At 68.3% G+C, this 19,242-nt stretch carries 16 protein-coding genes and 1 tRNA gene; 1 reads left to right on the top strand and 16 read right to left on the bottom strand.

Annotated elements, in window-relative coordinates; translation table 11 throughout:
• Positions 1-162 precede the first annotated feature (162 nt).
• Complete coding sequence (hisS, locus tag G7Y50_RS06705) at positions 163-1,467, bottom strand: histidine--tRNA ligase (RefSeq protein WP_165055521.1); 1,305 nt, start codon at positions 1,465-1,467, stop codon at positions 163-165.
• 173 nt (positions 1,468-1,640) lie between these two features.
• Between hisS and G7Y50_RS06700 the strand changes: the two genes are divergently transcribed.
• The gene (locus G7Y50_RS06700) at positions 1,641-4,598 is read left to right on the top strand and encodes a hybrid sensor histidine kinase/response regulator (RefSeq protein WP_165055519.1); all 2,958 of its coding nucleotides are present in this window, start codon (positions 1,641-1,643) and stop codon (positions 4,596-4,598) included.
• A 356-nt stretch (positions 4,599-4,954) separates the two neighbouring features.
• On the opposite strand, the gene G7Y50_RS06695 is transcribed toward G7Y50_RS06700, so the two are convergent.
• The 15 genes from G7Y50_RS06695 to nrfD form a co-directional block, all read right to left on the bottom strand.
• Positions 4,955-5,329, bottom strand: coding sequence for a NifB/NifX family molybdenum-iron cluster-binding protein (locus tag G7Y50_RS06695; protein WP_165055516.1), 375 nt, complete (start codon positions 5,327-5,329; stop codon positions 4,955-4,957).
• A gap of 24 nt (positions 5,330-5,353) precedes the next feature.
• On the bottom strand, positions 5,354-6,457 hold the full coding sequence (gene leuB / locus G7Y50_RS06690) for a 3-isopropylmalate dehydrogenase (protein WP_165055513.1): 1,104 nt from the start codon (positions 6,455-6,457) through the stop codon (positions 5,354-5,356).
• A gap of 48 nt (positions 6,458-6,505) precedes the next feature.
• Positions 6,506-9,139: a phosphatidylinositol-specific phospholipase C domain-containing protein gene (locus G7Y50_RS06685; RefSeq protein WP_165055509.1), complete on the bottom strand. Its 2,634-nt coding sequence runs from the start codon at positions 9,137-9,139 to the stop codon at positions 6,506-6,508.
• Positions 9,140-9,223: 84 nt separating this feature from the next.
• Positions 9,224-9,715 carry a 3-isopropylmalate dehydratase small subunit gene (locus G7Y50_RS06680; protein ID WP_165055495.1) on the bottom strand — a complete coding sequence of 164 codons (492 nt, stop codon included), beginning with the start codon at positions 9,713-9,715 and terminating at the stop codon, positions 9,224-9,226.
• A 51-nt stretch (positions 9,716-9,766) separates the two neighbouring features.
• On the bottom strand, positions 9,767-11,032 hold the full coding sequence (leuC, locus tag G7Y50_RS06675; protein ID WP_165055490.1) for a 3-isopropylmalate dehydratase large subunit: 1,266 nt from the start codon (positions 11,030-11,032) through the stop codon (positions 9,767-9,769).
• Between the two features lie 116 nt (positions 11,033-11,148).
• On the bottom strand, positions 11,149-12,045 hold the full coding sequence (locus G7Y50_RS06670) for a peptidoglycan-binding protein (RefSeq protein WP_165055478.1): 897 nt from the start codon (positions 12,043-12,045) through the stop codon (positions 11,149-11,151).
• 29 nt (positions 12,046-12,074) lie between these two features.
• Positions 12,075-13,124: a polyprenyl synthetase family protein gene (locus tag G7Y50_RS06665; protein WP_165055475.1), complete on the bottom strand. Its 1,050-nt coding sequence runs from the start codon at positions 13,122-13,124 to the stop codon at positions 12,075-12,077.
• A gap of 87 nt (positions 13,125-13,211) precedes the next feature.
• A tRNA-Leu gene (locus tag G7Y50_RS06660) sits at positions 13,212-13,294 on the bottom strand.
• A 188-nt stretch (positions 13,295-13,482) separates the two neighbouring features.
• Positions 13,483-14,430 (bottom strand): Ppx/GppA phosphatase family protein, encoded by a 948-nt coding sequence (locus G7Y50_RS06655; RefSeq protein ID WP_165055473.1) that lies wholly within the window; start codon positions 14,428-14,430, stop codon positions 13,483-13,485.
• A gap of 98 nt (positions 14,431-14,528) precedes the next feature.
• Positions 14,529-15,269, bottom strand: a complete 741-nt coding sequence (locus G7Y50_RS06650) for a septum formation initiator family protein (RefSeq protein WP_165055471.1) — start codon at positions 15,267-15,269, stop codon at positions 14,529-14,531.
• A gap of 480 nt (positions 15,270-15,749) precedes the next feature.
• Complete coding sequence (locus tag G7Y50_RS06645) at positions 15,750-16,133, bottom strand: metal-dependent transcriptional regulator (RefSeq protein WP_165055469.1); 384 nt, start codon at positions 16,131-16,133, stop codon at positions 15,750-15,752.
• A gap of 103 nt (positions 16,134-16,236) precedes the next feature.
• Positions 16,237-16,962: a molecular chaperone gene (locus G7Y50_RS06640; protein WP_241156522.1), complete on the bottom strand. Its 726-nt coding sequence runs from the start codon at positions 16,960-16,962 to the stop codon at positions 16,237-16,239.
• A 52-nt stretch (positions 16,963-17,014) separates the two neighbouring features.
• Positions 17,015-17,476: a DUF4405 domain-containing protein gene (locus G7Y50_RS06635; RefSeq protein ID WP_165055467.1), complete on the bottom strand. Its 462-nt coding sequence runs from the start codon at positions 17,474-17,476 to the stop codon at positions 17,015-17,017.
• Entirely contained in the window at positions 17,463-17,840 is a 378-nt protein-coding gene (locus G7Y50_RS06630; protein WP_165055465.1) for a hypothetical protein, read from the bottom strand. The genes G7Y50_RS06635 and G7Y50_RS06630 overlap by 14 nt, the downstream gene beginning before the upstream one ends.
• A gap of 67 nt (positions 17,841-17,907) precedes the next feature.
• Entirely contained in the window at positions 17,908-19,155 is a 1,248-nt protein-coding gene (gene nrfD / locus G7Y50_RS06625) for an NrfD/PsrC family molybdoenzyme membrane anchor subunit (protein ID WP_165055463.1), read from the bottom strand.
• Between the last annotated feature and the right edge of the window lie 87 nt (positions 19,156-19,242).

The following is a 19,242-nucleotide window of genomic DNA, read 5'->3' as shown; positions in this document are numbered from 1 at the left end:
CGCGCAGCGACGGCGCCTCGGCGGCCCGCGCGGCGCGCAGGCAAGCCGGCGCATGCGCGCGCAGGCGAGGGGAGCTTATCCCAAACTGGTTTATTGTACGACAGAAGCCCGCGCCTGAGCGGGAAAATCACTCCCGCGCGGCCAATTCCCCGCCAAACCCTCTCAAGCCAAGAGCGCGGAGGGAGCGTCCTCGAGCGCCACGAGGCGCTCCTCGTGGGTGTCCATGTTGCGCAGCTTCACCTGGCCGGCCGCCAGCTCGTCGGGGCCGAGGACGGCCACGTGCGCGGCGCCGAGCTTGTCGGCCAGCTTGAACTGGCTCTTCAAGCTGCGCTTCTGGTGATCCATGTCGGCGGCCATCCCCGCGTCGCGGCAGCGCTGCACGAGCGAGAACGCCGCCGTGCGCACGCTCGCGTCCACGCACGCCACGAACAGGTCGCACCGCTGCGCGCGGGGGAACTCCGCGCCCACCGCCTGCAGCGCGAGCACGCAGCGCTCGTACCCCAGCGCGAAGCCGAGGCCCGGCGTGGGCCGGCCGCCCACCTCCTCGGCCAGCTTGTCGTAGCGCCCGCCGCCGCCGATGGCGTTCTGGCTGCCCATGCCGTTGTCCACCTGCACCTCGAACACCGTGCGCGTGTAGTAGTCGAGGCCGCGCACGAGCTTGGCGTCCTCCGCAAAGGCCACGCCCGCTCCGTCGAGCAGCGCCTTCACCGTCTCGTAGTGCTCGCGGCAGTCGTCGCACAGATGGTCGGTGATCTTCGGCGCGCCCTCCATCACGGCCGCGCAGCCGGGATTCTTGCAGTCGAAGGCGCGCAGCGGGTTCAGCTCCGCGCGCGTCAGGCACGTCTCGCACAGCTCGTCGGCGTGCTCGGCCATGTAGGCGCGCACCTGCTCGCGGTACGCCGGGCGGCACGCGTCGCAGCCCATGGAGTTGACGAGCAGGCGCGTGTCAGCCTCAGGAATGCCGATCTCGCGGTAGAAGCGCATGAGCATGATGATGGCCTCGGCATCGACCGTGGGCTCTTCGGCGCCCAGGCACTCCACGCCCACCTGGTTGAACTGGCGCTGGCGGCCCTTCTGCGGACGCTCGGCGCGGAACATCGGGCCCGCGTACATGAGCTTCGCCGGCGCCGCGCCCTGCGGCACCAAGTCGTGCTGCACCACGGCGCGCACCACGCCCGCCGTGCCCTCGGGGCGCATCGACAGGCGGCTCTTGCTCTTGACGGTGCCGCCGGCGAGCAGCTTCTTCAGGTTCTCGCCCGAGAGCGAGGTGAACATCTCCTTGCTCACCACGTCGGTGGCCTCGCCGATACCGCGCACGAAGAGCTCGGTCTGCTCGATGACGGGCGTCTCGATGGGCACGTAGCCGTACGCGCCGAACACGCGCACCGCCACCGCCTTGAAGTGCGTCCAGAACAGCGCCTCGTCGGGAAGCAGGTCTTTGGTGCCTTCGGGTGCTTGGATTGCCATGGGTGAGTCCTTCTCTGCCGTAACCGTAAACTTCACCATTGTAACGCAGGCGCGCGGAAAGCGGCGGCGCGCAAAAACCTCTATAATGGCCTGCGCTATAATGGCAGCAACGCGCACGAGCCTGCGAACCGCCTCGTGCGAACGGCCAACTCCCCGAGCACATGAGGTCACTGATGAGCAAGCCACGCACCGACAAAGAGACGCGCAACCGCTTCCTGGCGATCTGCGCAGCCGTCGCCATCCTCGCCGTGGCGCTGCTCCTGTTCATGAACGTGAACGCCCAGCGCGTCATCAGCCAGACCAACGAGTACCTCGAGACGTCGGCCAACCAGACGGCGCGGCGCGTCAACGACGTGTTCGACGGCGCCCTCAACAACCTGAGGGGCGCCGCCAAGATCTGCGAACGCGCGCTCAAGGACGAGGACATCAGCTTCGAGGACGTCGTCGCCGATTACGCCGCCTCCCAGTTCGACAACACGTTCTTCGTCGCCGCCGACGGCACCGCCTACAACGGCGGAGGCGTCACCGCCGACGCCTCGAGCCGGCACTACTACCAGGCGGGCATGCAGGGCGAAAGCGGGGTGTGCTTCGTCGAGAGCGCCCTGTTCGACGGCAGCAACATCCTCGCCTTCTACGCCCCCGTCTACGACGGCGAGGACATCCTCGGCGTCTTGGTGTCGGTGCTCCACGAGGACACCCTCGTCGGGGCCATGACCACCGAGTTCTACGGGCAGACCACCCCCACCTACCTGTGCACAGCCGACGGCACCGTGGTTGCGCAAGCTGACCCCACCAGGGAGAACGCCGACAACATCAGCGAGGTGTTCGCCGACAAGGAGTTTGACGGCGCCGACATCAACGACCTGGTCGAGGACACCTCCACGGGGGCCTCCGCCGACTTCACGTACCGCACGTCCGAGGGGACGGGCAACACCTTCCTGGTCAAGCTCCCCTCCTACGACTGGGTGCTCGTGCGCTCGTTCCCCTCGGCCATCACCAACAGCATGATCTCGGAGGCGAACGCCTCCGGCATCATCGTCGTCGCCGGCATGCTCATCGCGAGCGTCGTCATCATCGCGGTCTTCCTGCTGCAAGCGCGGGCGCGGAACCAGGAGCTGCTGCTCGAGCGGCAGGAGGCCACCCGCATCATCGACGTGTCGACGGACCTCTTCAACAACCTGCTGTCCATCAACCTGGCAGATGGCACCTACGAGCTTCTGAAGAACGACAACGCCGAGAGCAGCCTGCCCGCGAAGGGCAGCTACCGCGACCTGCGCGCCTACTTCGAGTCGCAGATGGACGGCTCAGCCGGCGGCGCGCCGGCCGCTCTCTTCCTCGACGAGGACGACGCGAAGAAGGCGCTTCGCGCGGGAGAGCCCTACGTCAAGAACGAGTGGCGGACATCCGACGAGGCCGGCGGCCGCTGGCTCCAGTCCTCCACCCTGTGCCTGAACCGCGACGCCGCGGGCGAGCCGATCAGCCTGCTCGTCGCCATCCAGGACATCACCAGCGCCAAGGAGCGGGAGATCGCGAGCCGCCTCGCCCTGGAAGACGCGTTCCAGGCGGCAGAGCACGCCTCCCGGGCCAAGAGCGACTTCTTGAACTCCATGTCGCACGACATCCGCACGCCCATGAACTCCATCATGGGGCTCACCGCCATCGCCAGCATGCACGCGGACGACCCCGACCGCGTGCACGAGTGCCTCAACAACATCACCGCCGCGAGCAAGCACCTGCTCGGACTCATCAACGAGGTGCTCGACATGGCGAAGATCGAGTCGGGCTCCATCGGCCTGACAGACGAGCCCTTCAACTTGTCCGAGTCCATCGAGAGCCTCATCAGCATCATGAGCCCCCAGATCGCCTCGAAGGGGCAGCAGCTCAAGGTGGAGCTGACGAACATCAAGCACGAGCACGTGATCGGCGACCCCACCCGCCTCCAGCAGGTGTTCGTGAACATCATGGGCAACTCCGTGAAGTTCACCCCCGAGGGCGGCACCATCGGGCTGCACATCGCCGAGCTTCCCAGCCGCATCCCCGAATGCGGCTGCTACGAGTTCACCTTCAGCGACACCGGCTGCGGCATGAGCGAGGAGTTCCTGGAGGTCATCTTCGAGCCCTTCGCGCGCGCCCACGACTCGCGCACGTCCAAGATCGAGGGCACGGGCCTCGGCATGGCCATCGTGAAGAGCGTCGTCTCGCTGATGAGCGGCACCGTTGACGTCACGTCGAAGGAGGGTGAGGGCACCACGTTCACCGTCGTGGTCCACCTGAAGCTGCGCGACGGGGGCCGCGAGGACCTCAGCGACCTGCAAGGCGTGCGCGTGCTGGTGGTGGACGACGAGAAGGTCGCCTGCGAGGGGGCCTGCACGCTGCTCGACAACATAGGGATGCGCTCCGCCTTCGCGCTCTCCGGCCAGGAGGGCATCGACGCCGTCCAGGCCGCCGAAGCCGCCGACGACGCGTTCCGCGCCGTCATCTTGGACTGGCGCATGCCCCAGATGAGCGGCTTGGAGACGGCGAGGCGCATCCGCGAGGTCGCCACCAAGAGCATTCCCATCATCATCCTGTCCGCCTACGACTGGTCGGTGATCGAGCAGGAGGCGCGCGAGATCGGCGTGGACGCGTTCATCTCGAAGCCGCTGTTCCGCAGCCGCCTCGTGCGGGTGATGCAGGAGGTGCTGTCGGGGAAGACCGCGGATGCGACGGACGAGCGGGCCATCTTGGAGGGGCTCGCCTTCTCCGGCAAGCGCGTCCTTCTGACCGAGGACAACATGATGGCCGCCGCCATCGCCGAGGAGCTCATCGGCATGACCGGGGCCGTCGTGGAGCATGCCGAGAACGGCAAGCTGGCCGTCGACATGCTGCTCGACCACGAGCCCGGCTACTACGACATCGTGCTGATGGACATCCAGATGCCGGTCATGGACGGCTACGAGGCGTCGAGCGCCATTCGCGCGGCCGCCGTCGAGCGGCCGGACCTGGGGGAGATCCCCATCGTGGCGCTCTCCGCCGACGCGTTCGTCGAGGACATCCGCCACGCGCGCGCCTCGGGCATGAACGACCACATGGCGAAGCCCCTGGAGATCGAGTCGCTCGCGCGCATGCTAGGCAAGTGGATGCCGCGATAAAGGGACGCAATAGAGGCGCGTCCCCGTGTCATCCTGCGCCCCCGTGCGTCATCCTGAGCACGACCGCGCTCCGCATCCCCATGTCCTGAGCACAGCCGCGCCCCACGTCCCCTATGTCATCCCGAGCGACTTCGCACGAAGCGCTCCCCCCCCCTCATGTCATCCTGAGCGGAGCGCCCGCAGGGCGCGGAGTCGAAGGATCTGGTTGCGAGCGCGTTGCGCATGCGGGCGCGCCGCGCCCGGAGCCAGATCCTTCGACTCGCTTCGCTCGCTCAGGATGACACGAGAAGGGCAAGGCGCCCGCCAGCTGGCGGGCGCCTTGCCCTTGGTGCTTTGGTGCCCAGTGGCGGCGCTGCCTAGTGGTGGCAGGCGTTCTCGGGGCCCATGGTGGGCACCTCGCCCGCGGCCACGAGCTTGGCGATGTCGCCTACGTTCGGCGTGCGGTTCTCGAAGTACACCGTAATGCCCGCGTCGGCGAAGCCCATCATCGGGCGCATGCCCATGCCGGCCGCCACGATGGCGTCGACGCCCGCGTCGTGCAGCAGCTTGACGGGGCGCAGGCAGCCGCCCTCCTCGTGCGGCGGGTTGGCCAGCTCGCCCACCGCGGTGATCTCGCCGTCGGCGATGTCGACGATGGTGAAGCAGTCGCAGTGGCCGAAGTGCCCGCTGCGCTCACCCTCCAGGCCCGCCTCGCCCAGCGTCGGCACGGCCAGCTTAAACGTGTTGCTCATATGATCTCTCCTTTGCGATCGGCCTTACAGGTGCGCGACTACCAGGTCGCCCATCTGCACAGTGCCCACCACGTGGTCGGCGGGCGTCTCGGCGTCCTTGATGTCGCCGGTGCGCCAGCCCTCGTCGAGTACCTCGGTCACCGCGCGCTTGATGTCGTCGGCGGCCTCCGTCATGCCGAAGCTGTAGCGCAGCATCATCTCCACCGAGAGGATCTGCGCGAGCGGGTTGGCGATGCCGCGTCCCGCGATGTCGGGCGCGCTTCCGTGGCTCGGCTCGTAGAGCGCCACGCCGTCGCCCAGACTCGCGCTCGCCAGCATGCCGAGCGAGCCCGTGATCTGCGCGGCCTCGTCAGACAGGATGTCGCCGAACATGTTCTCGGTCACCACCACGTCGAAGTCGGCCGGGCGGTTGATGAGCTGCATGGCGGTGTTGTCCACCAGCAGGTCCTCGAGCTCCACGTCAGGGTACTCCGCGCCCACGCGGTGCACGATCTCGCGCCACATGCGGCTCGTCTCGAGCACGTTTGCCTTGTCGACGCTCGTCACCTTGCCGCGGCGCTTGCGCGCGGCCTCGAACGCCTGGCGCGCGATGCGCTCGATCTCGTACTCGCGGTACTCGAGCGTGTCGTAGGCGCGCTGCCCGCGCGCGCCGAGCGCGCCGGCGCCCTCCTCGTCGTAGAAGCGCTCGCGCTTCCCGAAGTACAAACCGCCCGTGAGCTCGCGCACGATCATCATGTCAACCCCGTCGATGACCTCGGGCTTGAGCGTGGAGGCGTCGGCCAGCGCGCTGAAGATCTGCACGGGGCGCAGGTTGGTGTAGAGGCCCAGCGCCTTGCGGATGCCCAGAAGCCCCTGCTCGGGACGCGGCTTGGCCGGGTCGGTGGTGTCCCACTTCGGGCCGCCCACCGCCGCCAGCAGAACGGCGTCGGAGGCGTTCGCCACCTCGAGCGTCTCGTCCGGCAGCGCCGTGCCCGCCGCGTCGATGGCGCAGCCGCCGATGAGCGCCTCGGTGCACGCGAACGTGACACCGTACTTCGCGCCCGCCGCGTTCATCACCTTCACGCCCTCGGCGATGATCTCCGGCCCGATGCCGTCACCCGGCAGCAGGCAAATCTTGTAGTTCGTCATGCTCTTCCTTTCAAAAACCCGAGTCCGCGCACGTTTCGCGCAGACCCCTCAGCGCACCGCGCCCGCGCCGTCGTCGGCGGAGGCGCACGCGTACGCGCCCGCCGCGGCAACGGCTGCCGCAGCGGCGACGGCGCCGGCCGCCATGCTCGCGACGTCCGCGTCATCGCCGGTCGGTGCCAGCGGCGTGCCCGCCGCCTCGCCCGCGCCCGCAGCGCCAGCAGCGCCAGCCGAGCCCGAACCCGCGCCCGCGCCGTCAGCACTCGCGCGCGACACGGTGAAGCTGACGCGCCCGTCGTCGACCAGCTCGTAGTCCACCGCCTTCTCGCCGGCAAGCCCCGCGGCGCGCACCCAGTAGGTGCCCTCGCCGAGCGCCCCGAGCTTCGAGGCGTCCACGGCAGCGCCCGGCGCGCCTCCGCTATCGTAGCAGAACTCCAGGCGCGCGGAGAGGTCGTCTCCGTCGATGACGTTCTGCAGCTTCGCCACCACCTTCGAGCGCACGTCGGCGGCCGAGACGAGCCCGTCGATCCCCTCCCACACCAGGCTCACCGGGCGCGGCAGCACCGTGAGGGGGACGCCCTCCTTTGACCAGGCCTCGCGCTCGGGGCCGAAGGGGTCGACCGACACGTACGTCAGCGCGCACGTGGCGCCGAGCCCCGCGCCCGCGTGCGCCACGTCGAGCGGCGCCGAGGCGCCCGTCAGCCTGTAGTAGTCCTTGCCGCACCTTCCGCCGCCCGCGAACTGCGCGCTCGCGAAGTCGTCGCCATAGGTGAGCGTCACCTGGTCGGGCGGCACGGCGCAAGCGCCAGGCGTGAACGACGGCTGGAGCACTTGGCGCTCGTAGATGCTGCGCGCGAGCACCGCGTCCGTGAAGTCAGACGGGATGATGCCGATGAACTTGCATTTGCTCGACGACGTGTTCACGCGGTCGTTGTAGAAGTAGGGGCTCTTGTACAAATGCTCGTTCATCGCCTGGGCGGCGTAGAACGGGTTGCTGTACGAGTGGACGAACCGCGAGCTCGACGTGTAGTTGATGGCGTAGTTCGCCTTGGGGACGCTTACCTCCTGCTCTTGGCCGTCTTCCGTGACCTTGACCTTCTGCGTGGCGTCATCGGGGAGCCCCTCCGCGTCCGCGAGCGCCGTGTCAACGTAGGGAGGCTTGTCGTCAGCGGGGACGTTGTAGTTGTCCTGCGCGTACACGGTGGTGTAACGGCGATCCGTGACGGCATCACCGCTCTTCTCCTCGACCAGCTCCTCGTGGATGAGGGCGAGCCCGTCTTCGCCGCTCGCCTCCACCTTGGCATCCCAGTCGTGCAGGTCAATGCCGTACTGGTACGCGTCCTTGTCGGCCCCCTCCGGCGTAAAACGGCGCAAGAGCACGATCTTGCCGCGCGCCTCGGCAAGCGTGGGGACGTGCCTGCCGTCGTAGAACCACGTCTCGTCGGAGTCGGGCTTCTTCTCGCCCAGGTACTTCGCGAAGGCGCTCGTGATCTTGGCGTTGTCGCCGTCGGAGTTCGTGGCCAGCATGACGATGGTCTCGGTCGAGTTCGCGCCCAGGAAGGTCTTGCAGTACTCGAAGACGTCGGAGAGCTTCAAGCCCGTATGGTCCTTGCGGTACGCGTACATGCCGCCGTGGTTCACGCCGGGGTCGTCACCGTTTCCCAGGCGCATGTCCAGATACCGGATGCCCAGGTTGAGCTGCGTGGGGATGTAGTCCTGCTGGCACTTGGCCATGGAGGTCTGCGGCTCGGTGTCGTTGTCGATGCTGAGCGCGCCTGAGTCATGCGTGCCGGGCAGGGAGATCGCCGAGAGGAGCGTGTCGCCGCCCACGGCCGTCATCGAGCCCATCCAGCAGGGGCCGAGCGGGAAGCTGCTGTAGCTTTTGCAGAACTGGGAGGTGGGGTAGCGCTCGTCTACGTCGTCGTCCGAGCTGCCGGCCACGCCCACGCCGACGATCTCGACCTCCCACGCCATCGCGCTTCCGCGCTGCACCACCTTGTTCTCGTTGGTGTCGTCGTTGACGTTCTCAAGCGAGAGGTACCTGCCGCTGTTCACGTTCTTGATGAGGTAGGTGCCGTCGTCCTGGCGGCTGAACTTGAACACGCGGCTTGCCTTCTCGTCGTAGCCGCCGCTCCACACGTGGATGGCCTTCCCCTCGTCTCTGCTGTCTCCGTCAACCGACCAGACGTTGTTCGACGAGAGCTTCTTCTCCTCGAAGTTGGACATCGTGTGGATGGAGTACCCGCCGAGGTCGGGATGGTACGACAGGTGGTGCTTGCTCGAGGTGCCCTGCTGGTAGAGCCAGCACACCTGCCCGACGACCGTGCCGTCGCCGTGCACGCTCACCGTGCGCAGGAAGCCCTTGGGGCGCAGGCGGATGATGTAGTCGGACAGCTTGTCGCCCACGTTGTTGTCGGGGTCGTCCGCCCAGGCCGGCTGCGCGCCGAGGCCCCACGCGCCGGGTGCGCCCGATGAGCCGGGCACGTGGGGCGCGCCGACGAGGAGCGTCGAGGCCGCCAACGCCGACGCCGCGAAAAAGCCGCGGCGCGTAAGCGGCGCGCGCCATGCGGCGGCTGAGACAAGCGCGCCCGAGGGAGCGTCTCCCTCGGGTCGCGCTATCCAAGATGGGGTGATTTGCCGGAGAAGGTCCGACGAGTCCTGCGAGTCTGATGCGCCTTGCGTCATGACCACACGCTCCTTCGAGATCGGAAAGTCCGCATGCTCGAAACCCGCATGCGGGCGCATGCGCCCATGATAGCACCGCCCGGCTTACGCCAGCTTCGCCTTCCAGCGATTCACCAAACCTCCCGCCTCGATGATCTCGGCGATGAACGGCGGGAAGGGCTGGGCGGTGAACGTCGCGCCCGTGGTCTCGTCAGTGATGAGGCCCGCGTCGGCGTCGACGCTCACCACGTCGCCCTGCTTGATGGCGTCAACGGCCTCGGGGCACTCCATGATGGCCAGGCCCGTGTTGATGGAGTTGCGGTAGAAGATGCGCGCGAAGCTCTTGGCGATGACCACGTCGACGCCCGCGGCCTTGATGGCGATGGGCGCGTGCTCGCGCGAGCTGCCGCAGCCGAAGTTCTCGTCGGCCACGATGATGTCGCCGGGACGGACGCGCTCGACGAACGTGACGTCGAGGTCCTCCAGGCAGTGCTTCGCCAGCTCAGCTGGGTCGGACGTGTTCAGGTAGCGCGCCGGGATGATGACGTCGGTGTCGACGTCGCGCCCGTAGCGATGAGCGGTTCCCTTGAATTGCATCTGCGTTTTCCTTTCGGATGCTCTATTCTATCCCTTCAGCTCGGGAAGACGTTAGTCCAGATCTTCCGGCAGGCCGATGTGGCCGAGCACGGCGCTCGCCGCAGCGACGGCCGGCGAGGAGAGGTACACCTCGCTCGTGGGGTCGCCCATGCGGCCGACGAAGTTGCGGTTCGTGGTGGCGATGGCGCGCTCGCCCGCGGCGAGGATGCCCATGTAGCCGCCGAGGCACGGCCCGCACGTGGGGGTGGACACCGCGCAGTTCGCGTCGAGGAAGATGTCCATGAGGCCCTCCTCCATGCACTGGCGGTACACCTTCTGCGTGGCGGGGATCACGATGCAGCGCACGTCGGGGTGCACCTTGCGGCCCTTGAGCACCGCCGCGGCCTGGCGCATGTCGTCGAGGCGGCCGTTGGTGCAGCTGCCGATGACGGCCTGGTCGATCTTCACGTCACGCGCCTCGGCGACCGGGCGCGTGTTGCTCGGCAGGTGCGGGAAGGCCACCGTCGGCACGATGTCAGCCGCGTCGATGGTGATGACCTGGGAGAACTGCGCGTCCCCATCAGAGTAGTACGCGGTGTAGGGGCGCTCGGTACGGCCGTCCATGTAGGCGCGCGTCACGTCGTCGACCGGGATGAGGCCGGCCTTGCCGCCCGCCTCGATGGCCATGTTGGAGATGGAGAGGCGCTCGTCCATGGGCAGGGCCTCGATGGCGGACCCCGTGAACTCCATGGCCTTGTACAGCGCGCCGTCCACGCCGATCATGCCGATGATGTGCAGGATGACGTCCTTGCCGGTCACGCCCGCGGCCAGCTTGCCGTCGATGACGAACTTGATGGTCTCGGGCACCTTGAACCACGCGCGCCCGGTTGCCATGCCCACGCCCGCGTCGGTGGAGCCCACGCCCGTGGTGAACGCGCCGAGCGCGCCGTACGTGCAGGTGTGGCTATCGGCGCCGATGACCAGGTCGCCCGCGCCCACGACGCCCTGCTCGGGCAGAAGCGCGTGCTCGACGCCCATGCAGCCCACCTCGTAGTAGTGGGTGATGCCCTGCTCGCGCGCGAAGTCGCGCACGATCTTGGCCTGCTCGGCGCTCTTGATGTCCTTGTTCGGAACGTAGTGGTCCGGGACCAAGACCACCTTCTCCGGGTCGAACACCCGCTCGGAGATCTGGCGGACGGTTTTGATGGCGATGGGTGCGGTGACGTCGTTGGCGAGCACGAGGTCGAGATCGCATTCGATCAGCTGGCCCGGCTCCACTTCGTCCAACCCCGCATGGGCGGCGAGAATCTTCTCCGCCATGGTCATGGGACGTGCCATGTAGGACTCCTCTTCCTGGATTGCCTGAGGGTGGAAAACCGCATTATTGTACCACTGCGAAAAAGCGCGCGAACGCAGAGCCCCTGGTTGTTTATGGCGTCAGGACGGGCGGAAGATCAGGAGAGCGCGGCGCAGAGGGCGTCGAGCAGGGTGATGGCGAAGTGCTGGGCGCTGCGGTCGGCCCCGGCGTCCTCCCACATGCGCCCGGGGAGCACCACCACGACGCGCGGCGGGCAGGCGCCGCGGGCGGCGGCGAGCGCGCCCTTCAACCGCACGGCGAGCGTCTCCTCGTCGGCGTAGGCCACCACGGGGACGGCCTGCTCGCCTTCCGCGACCTCCATCGACACGTGCACGAGCAGCATGGACTCGTCCGGAGCCACCGAGAGCGCGTCGGCGCTCACGATCTTCGACGAGGGGTTGGTGGCCACCGCCAGGTTCGACATGCGCGAGGCCACCGAGCGCGTGAACTCGCACGTCCCGAACAGGCACAGCGCATGCGACTCGAGCACGTCGGCCGCGCGGGCGAACCCGATGGGGCGCGACAGGTGCGAGGCCTCCTTGCCCACCCACGAGTGCTGCAGGTTGCGCAGCGAGGCGTAGGTGTAGGCGCCGGCGATGCCGTCGGAGGGAAGCCCCATGTTCGTCTGGAACTTGCGCAGCGCGAGCTCGGTGTGCGCGCCGAAGATGGCGTCCTCAGTCCCGCAGAAGAACCCGAGCGCGCCGAGCGCCTGCTGCAGCTCAAGCACGTCGTGGCCGTGGAAGTAGGGCATGCGCAGGTACAGCGTGCGGTCGCCCAGGTTGTAGGAGGCGTCGACGAGCGCCGCCCACACCTTGTCGGTCACCTCGTCGAGCGCGCCAAAGTGCATGTTGAGGCAGAACTCGCGCACCGCCGTCGCCGTGACTTCGTCATACAAACCCGTGACCTGGTCCTGCGTCAAGTGGCCCACCAGCATGAGGCGCTGCTGCACGTCCTCGACCGCAGCCCCTGAGTCCCCTCGCTTGATCGTCTTCATCACATCCGCCTCGCTTGTCCGCCGCAGCCCTACTTGAGCCTGTTCACAAACCAGTCCGCCATGGAGACGAGCAGCTCGCGCGACGACGACGGGCCCACCATGTCGATCAGGCGGTTCTTCGCGATGGACGTGAGGTTCTCGGCGTAGCTGCGCGCGTAGTCGATCGAGCCCGATTCCTCCATGATCTGCACGGCCTCGGCCAACACGGCCGGGTCCTTCTCCTTCGACGAGAGGATCTCGATGAGGCGGTCGCGCGCCGGCGAGTTCTGCAGCGCGTGCACCACCACGAGCGTGCGCTTGCCCTCGGTGATGTCGTTGCGGAAGTCCTTCTTGGTGCTCTCCTCGGTGCCGATGAGGTTCAGCAGGTCGTCCTGGATCTGGAAGGCGAGGCCAGTGTCGAGGCCGTAGTTGCGCAGCGCCTCGACCTGCGCCTCCGTGCCGCCGCCGATGATGGCGCCGATGGCCAGCGGCACCGCGCCCGAGTAGTGCGCGGTCTTGTGCGTGGCCATGACCAGGTAGTCCTCCGGCGTGATGTCATAGCGGCCGTCGCGCGCCCAGCCGATGTCGAGCGCCTGGCCCTCGATGGTGCGGCGCGTCATGTTGATGAGCTCGGTGACCACGCGCACCTTGGTGGCGTCGTCGAGCGCGGGATCGTCCATGACCGTGCCGTTCACGAGCGACAGCGCCAAGTCGCCCATGTTGATGGCGAGGCCCAGCCCCTCCGTGAGGTGCAGGCACGGCTCGCCGCGGCGCAGCTCGGCCTCGTCGGCGATGTCGTCGTGGATGAGCGCCGCGGTGTGGAAGTGCTCGATGGCCGCGGCCGCCGACGTGGCGCGCACCACGTCGCCGCTCACGGCCATGCACGCCGCGAAGCAGATCAGCGGGCGATGGCGCTTGCCGCCGTTCTGGCTGTACGCGAACAGCGGCGCATAGAGGTAGCGGTCCATGTCAGGATGGCTGCCGCGCGGGATGTAGCCGTTGATGAGCTCGCCCACCTTGTCGGCATAGCAGGTGAGATATTCTTCGAAAGTGGCAGGCGCATGATCGACGCCCGCGAGGATCTCGTTGATGTTTTCCATAGCGCTTTCTTGCCGCAGGTTGACAGGTGGGTACGCAAGCTAACAGATGGGTGCGCGAGATAAGCATGATAGCACAAGGGGTGTTCATGGTAGGGGCGGTGGGACTCGAACCCACAATCCGAAGAGGCGGATTTTAAGTCCGCTGCGTATGCCAATTCCGCCACGCCCCCGAGAACCTGCCGGACCACGAGGATCACGCCTTCTCACGCCTTCGACGCGCTTGCCATCATACCAGATCGGGGCAGCCCGCAGAGCCGCTTCGCGAAACGGCCCGCCCGGCGGCCCGGGATGCCTCGGGAGGGGGACGCCCCGTCAGCCCTGCGCCCGTCAGCCTTGCGCCCGCCAGCCCCGCGCGGCGTCAGCCCTGAGCGGCCCGTAGGAGCATGCCCTGCAGGATGTCGGACTCGCTCGCGGTGAAGGCGCCGACCCCGGCGGCGCGCATGACCTCCTCCAGGATGAGCAGGCCCGCCGTGATGACCGGCGCGCGCCCGGGGTCGAGGCCCACCACCTGCGCGCGCTCCTCGAGCGGCAGCGCCGCCAGGCGCCGCGTGATGCCCTCGAGCTCCTCGAGCGACACCCGGGCCCCGTGCACGCGGTCGGAGTCGTACGTCTCCATGCCCTCGCGGATGCTCACCGCCGTGGTCGCCGTCCCCGCCACGGCGACCATGCGGTCCGGGCGCGCGCCTTCCGGCAGCTCCTCGAAGTAGGCGGCGAACTGCTCGGCGCACCACGCACGCGCCGCCGAGAGCTCTAAGGCCGCGGGCGGGTCGCTCGCCAGGAAGCGCTCGGTCACGCGACGGCATCCGATGTCGAACGAATGCGCCTTCTGCGGCACGCCGCCCGCAAGCCCCACGATGAGCTCGGTCGAGCCGCCGCCCACGTCGACCACGAGGATGCGCTCGCCGGGAAACTCCGCCGACGCGCCCGCGAACGACAGCGCCGCCTCCTGCTCGCCGGGGATCACCGCCAGCTCGAGGCCGCGGTCGGCCAGCATGCGCGCGAACTCGGACGCGTTGCGCGCGTCGCGCGCGGCCGACGTGGCCACGCACACCGTCTTGAGCACGGGATGCTCCGGCGTGCTGAGCGCGTCGCGCACGTCGCAGTAGCGGTCGATGGTGCGCGCCACGCGCTCCATGGCCTCAGCTTTGAGCTCGCCCGAGGCGTCGACGCCCTCGCCCAGGTTCGTGATCGCGTACTCCTTCGCCAGCGGGACCACGCGCCCGCCGGCTACGTCGGCCACCAGCATGCGGCACGTCACCGTCCCGATGTCGATGGCGGCGAACCGCTGCGCACCCTGCACGTCCATGGGCAACCTCCCTTGCTGTCAAAAGCGCGGCGGCTTCGCAGGATGCCCGCGAAGCCGCCGCGCCGCAATGATTCCGAGCTGGCGTCAGCGAGCCCGGGCTACTTGACCCCGAACACGGGATCGAGGAACGAGTACCACGTCTCGGGGGCCTCCACGCTGCCCGGGGCGATGTTGGCGCGGAAGCTCGAGTCCTTCTGCACGTCGAGGCCGCCCACGCTGCCGGCGGTCTCGCCCTTCTTGACCCAGCCGAACTCGGCGCGCGCGCGATCCTCGACGCCCGCGCCACTCGACAGCGCGTCCACCTCGTTCTGGATGGCGTCGTTGCGCTGCTGGAGCACGGCGTACTCGGCCTGCAGGCGATCACGCTCGCGCACCTCCTGGTAGAACTGCTGCGCCGGGGTGTAGAGGAACACGCCGCCGAGCAGCAGGCACGCCGCCACCGCCGCGCTCACGGCGAGGGCCGGCGAAAGCCGGCGCGGCTTCTTGGCGGACGTCGAGCGCGCAGAGCGGCCCTGCGCCGCCGCGTCGTCCTGCATGCGCGCGGCGCGTCGGTGATTGGCTCCCATCTCGCCTTTGTACACCGCCGCGCGCGGGCCGGCTGAAGTCTCGGCGCCCGCGCCCCGGTCGGCGCCGCCGTACTGCTGCGAGAAGCGCCGCTCGGCGCGGCCCTTCGCGCGGGAGCGCTTCACGGCGCCCACTTTCGCGGACACGCGCTCGCGAAGCGACGACGGGCGCGCTGCCTCGCGGGCGCGCTCCTCGGACTCCTGGGCCTGGCCAGCGGCGTCGAAGGAGGGGTGCGACCGCGCGGCGCGCACCTCGCTGTGCGCAAAGCGGCTCATCCGCCCGCGGCTGTCGCCACGCGCCTCCGCACGCAGGGGACTCCGCGTGCTGCCTGTGCTTCCCCGCGGCGCGTACGCGTCACCGCGGCCGCCTCCGCGCGTCTCCGCGGACGTCGCGCGGCCTGCGCGCAGGCCGCTTCCCCGCGCGCCCGAAGGCCCGCCGGACGCAGCGCGGCCGCCGCGCGTCGAGCGGCGAGCTTCGTCAAAGGACACGATATGGGATTGTCTTTCCAAAGGAAATGCGCCCCTTATGCACCGAGTTCGTTTCAGTAGTGTGTTCATGCGATGAGCTCATTCAGAATACCACAGATGAAGGGCTCCGCAGAGCCCTTCCATAACTAATTGATCGGCTTTCGTTACCGGCGCGTCCGCACGGCGTTGCGGCGGTCGCGGGGAGGGGCAGCGGGGTGCGGCCCTGCGCGCGTCCGCGCGGCGGTCGCGGCCCTGGGGGCCGCCATCGCGCAGCGCCCGCGCTCTCCCCTACTCCAGATCAAGTCCCTTGATGAAGGCGAGCCACTTCTCGAACGACTCGTCGCTGATGGCGTGCTCCATCAGGCACGCCTCCCGCTCGGCCACGTCGGCGGGGATGCCGAGCGCCTTGTTGAGGAAGCGCGACAGGGCCTCATGGCGCTCGAGCACCGACGACCCGTAGGCGTAGCCCGCCTCGGTGAGCGTGATGTCGCCGTAATAGGGCTGCTCGGCGAGGCCCTTCTCCTTCAAGATAGACATCGCCTTGTTCACCGACGCCTTCGAGACGCCCATCTTGGAGGCGACGTCAACCGAGCGCACCGAGGCCTCGGTGGTAGCCCCCAGCATGACCATCGCCTCAAGGTAGTCCTCATGCGACATGGACATCTTCTCCATGGCACCCTCCTTCGCATAGCATGGGTCCATGGTAACACAAGAGGCGAGGCCGGCGCCGCAGCGGGGCCGCAGGGACGCAGCGCCGCAGCCGCAATGCGCGCGGCTACCCGATGAAGGCTCCCAGCAGACGGGCAACCTGGCGGTAGAACGGGATGCGGGACTCCTTCTGCAAGGCTTCGGCGAAGCGGGGCATCCAGGCCTTCGCGTGGTCAGCCATGAACTGGTCCCACGCCGCCTCCGGGCTACCGCCAGGCAGGTCGGCCGAAGCCACCACGTCACCGGCGTCGCCCTCGGCCTCGACGGCATCTTCGGGCTCGCCAAGAGCGTCGCCCTCGGCCTCGGCGACATCCACCGCCGCGCGCAGAGCCAGGTACTCCAGCAGCTCAAGCTCGGTCGCCACCGCGTCAAGCGGCTCGTTAGTGCCCTCAGGACGCCCTAAGCCGCAGGCCTTGCAGAAACGCTCGACCGCCATGGAATGCGGATTCACGAACAGAAGCGCCTGCACCCCATCGTCGGCCGCGCGCCACACGCCCTCGAACGGCGAGCACGCCGGCTCCGGCGAGCCCACGAACAGGCGCGTCGCCTCGACGCGCAGAGCGCGCTGCAGCTCGGTCGGATCGGACGGAGCCGCCGCGCCCCCATCCGCCGCGGCCGTCTCGTCGGCTGACCACGCGAGCGCGAGCGCCCCGGCGATCTCGTCGGCCGCGTCATGCCACTCGCCCGACGCCACCTTCTCGGAAAGCACCGCGTCCTTCGGGTAGCGCAGCGAGAGCGCCAAGAGCTCGCACATCGCCGCGCGCGCCTGCCACGTGTCTGCGGAAATAGTCACCAAAGCCTCCTCGTCAGTTGAGCTTTCGACAGCATAGTACGGCAAGATGCCGCTAGGCCCTCTCAGCTGTCGCATCCTCGCGGGCGATCGCCCCCTCGGCGGCAGATGCCCTGGCACGCTGGCGGCGAATCCAGGCCCATGCCACCGGGCTGCGCAGCACCAGGTGAACCAGCAGAGCCGCCAGCAGCACCTTGGCGGACAGGGCGTGCAGGGGATCCCAGAAGAAGTACCCCGTCTCGTACAGGCCGAGCGCCGGGAGCACGGTGCCCGACACCATGACGCCCGACACCGCGCACACCGCCAACGACACCAGCAGCACGGCGTTCAGCGCCAAACGCCCCCCGTGGCCGCGGCCGGTCAAGCCGCCCGCGCTGAGCGTAATGTGGAGAACCATGGCCAGGAAGGCGCCGAGGCCCAGGTACTCGTGGAGCGGGATGCCCGTGACGGCCGGGTTGGCCGCCACCAGGTACACCGCCAGCATGGCGATGTCGAAGATCATCTTAGGCTTCCTCATGACGGCCTCCTTTCGGCAGGACGCGCGTCAGCAGCCACAGGCCCAGCACCAGCGCCACGGGCATGAGAATCCACAAGTTCAGCGACATGTCCGACGCTTGGTGGTAGCGCCCGGTGAGCGAGTCCCATGCGTGACACTCCACGGATGCGCATCCCGCCTCGGGGCACACCATCTCATGGACGCCGTCGGGCTCGGGCACGTCCGCGAACCCGTGGCACTGGCCGCTGGCGCAGCCTGCTGCAGGGCAGGCAGAGTCGGCCGTGATGGGCAGGATGCCCGACGTCGGCTCCGCCGCGAACCCAGCCGCCGCCACGCCGGCGAGGACCATGGCAATGACCGCAAGGGCAAGCAGAGGTTTTTTCATGGCATGTTCCCTTCCGTTACAGAAGGGCCCGCGCCGGGGGGGAGGCGCGGGCCCTGCGCGAAGAGAGCTACTTCGAAGAAGAGTCCTCAGCGGGCTTGAGCGGCAGGAACTTGACGCCCAGCAGGAACACCAGCACGCCCAGGGCGACCACGCCCAGCATCACGCCGAACTCCAAGGGCGTGGGCCAGTAGACAAGCTGCCCGTAGATGCCCGAGAGCCCCGCATCCCAGGAGGTGTGCTGCATGGGGGTCAGGACGGTCGGGTAATCGAGGTTGGCGATCTGGAAGCCGCCCACCAGCAGCTGCACGCGCTTGCAGAAGATGCCCGCGATGGCCAGCAGCGCGCCGACGGCCAGCAGCGCGTTCGTGCGCAGCGAGGGGACAAAGCAGATGACGGCGCAGGCGGCGCAGCCGATGACCTCGACCCAGAAGTACGGGGCCAAGGGACCCGCCACGAGCATGGACACCACCTCGGCGCCCGAGCCCCCGGGGAAGACCTCAGTCAGAAGGTCGCAGCCGAAGAAGTAGAGGTCCACCACCACGAAGGCGCCCAAGAGCTTCGCGAGCCTCACCATGTGGGACTGGTCGAGCGAGAGGTAGCCGACCTTGCGCAGGGCCATGATCACCACCATCACGAGCGCAGTGCCGCACACGAGCGCGGAGCTCACGAACCACGGGGCCAGAAGCGCGGTGTGCCACATCTCGCGGCCCTGCTGCAGCCCGAAGATCCAGGCGGTCACCGAGTGCACCAGCACCGCGCACACCAGCGCGATCACGCTGATGACGCGCAGGGCCGTGTGCGACACCTTGCCCTTCTCGGCCTGGAGCTGCGCCCACAGGTACGCGCATGACAGGATAAGGTAGGTGCCGATCACCACGATGTCCCACATGAGCGGGCTTCCCAGGTTGGAGTACACGAACAGCTCCCACACGCGGAAGGGCTGGCCCATGTCCACCACGACGAAGCCGATGGCGGCCACCGTGGCGGCTATCGAGGTCATGACGGCCACCTTGGAGATGCCGCCGAAGCCCTGGATGCCAAACGCCTTGGGCACCGAGCTTATGATGAGGCCGCCGGCGGAAAGCCCCACGAGGAACATGAAGCACGTGATGTAGAGGCCCCACGAGTCCAGGTTGCGCATGCCGGTCTGGACCATGCCGCCCGAGAGCTGCATCGCCCACAGGGCCAGGCCCGCCGCCACAAGCACCGCCGACACGGCGATGGCGATGGTCAGCCCGCGGCCGCCCGCTTTGCTGTTCCCGGAACTCACGTCCCTTGGCTTACCTGATTCCAGAGTAGTTGAGATGTTAGACATGTGTTTCCCCTCAAGGTCAAAGGGCGCTGCACGTTGCAAGCAGCGAGCTCGCTCCCAGACGAGCGCAGCGCCCAATTGCATGAATAG

Origin of the sequence: Adlercreutzia sp. ZJ176, from assembly GCF_011038975.1 — a bacterium.
Classification (GTDB): domain Bacteria; phylum Actinomycetota; class Coriobacteriia; order Coriobacteriales; family Eggerthellaceae; genus CAAEEV01.
The sequence above is the reverse complement of the archived record's forward strand: the minus strand, read 5'-3'. Positions and strand labels throughout refer to the sequence as shown.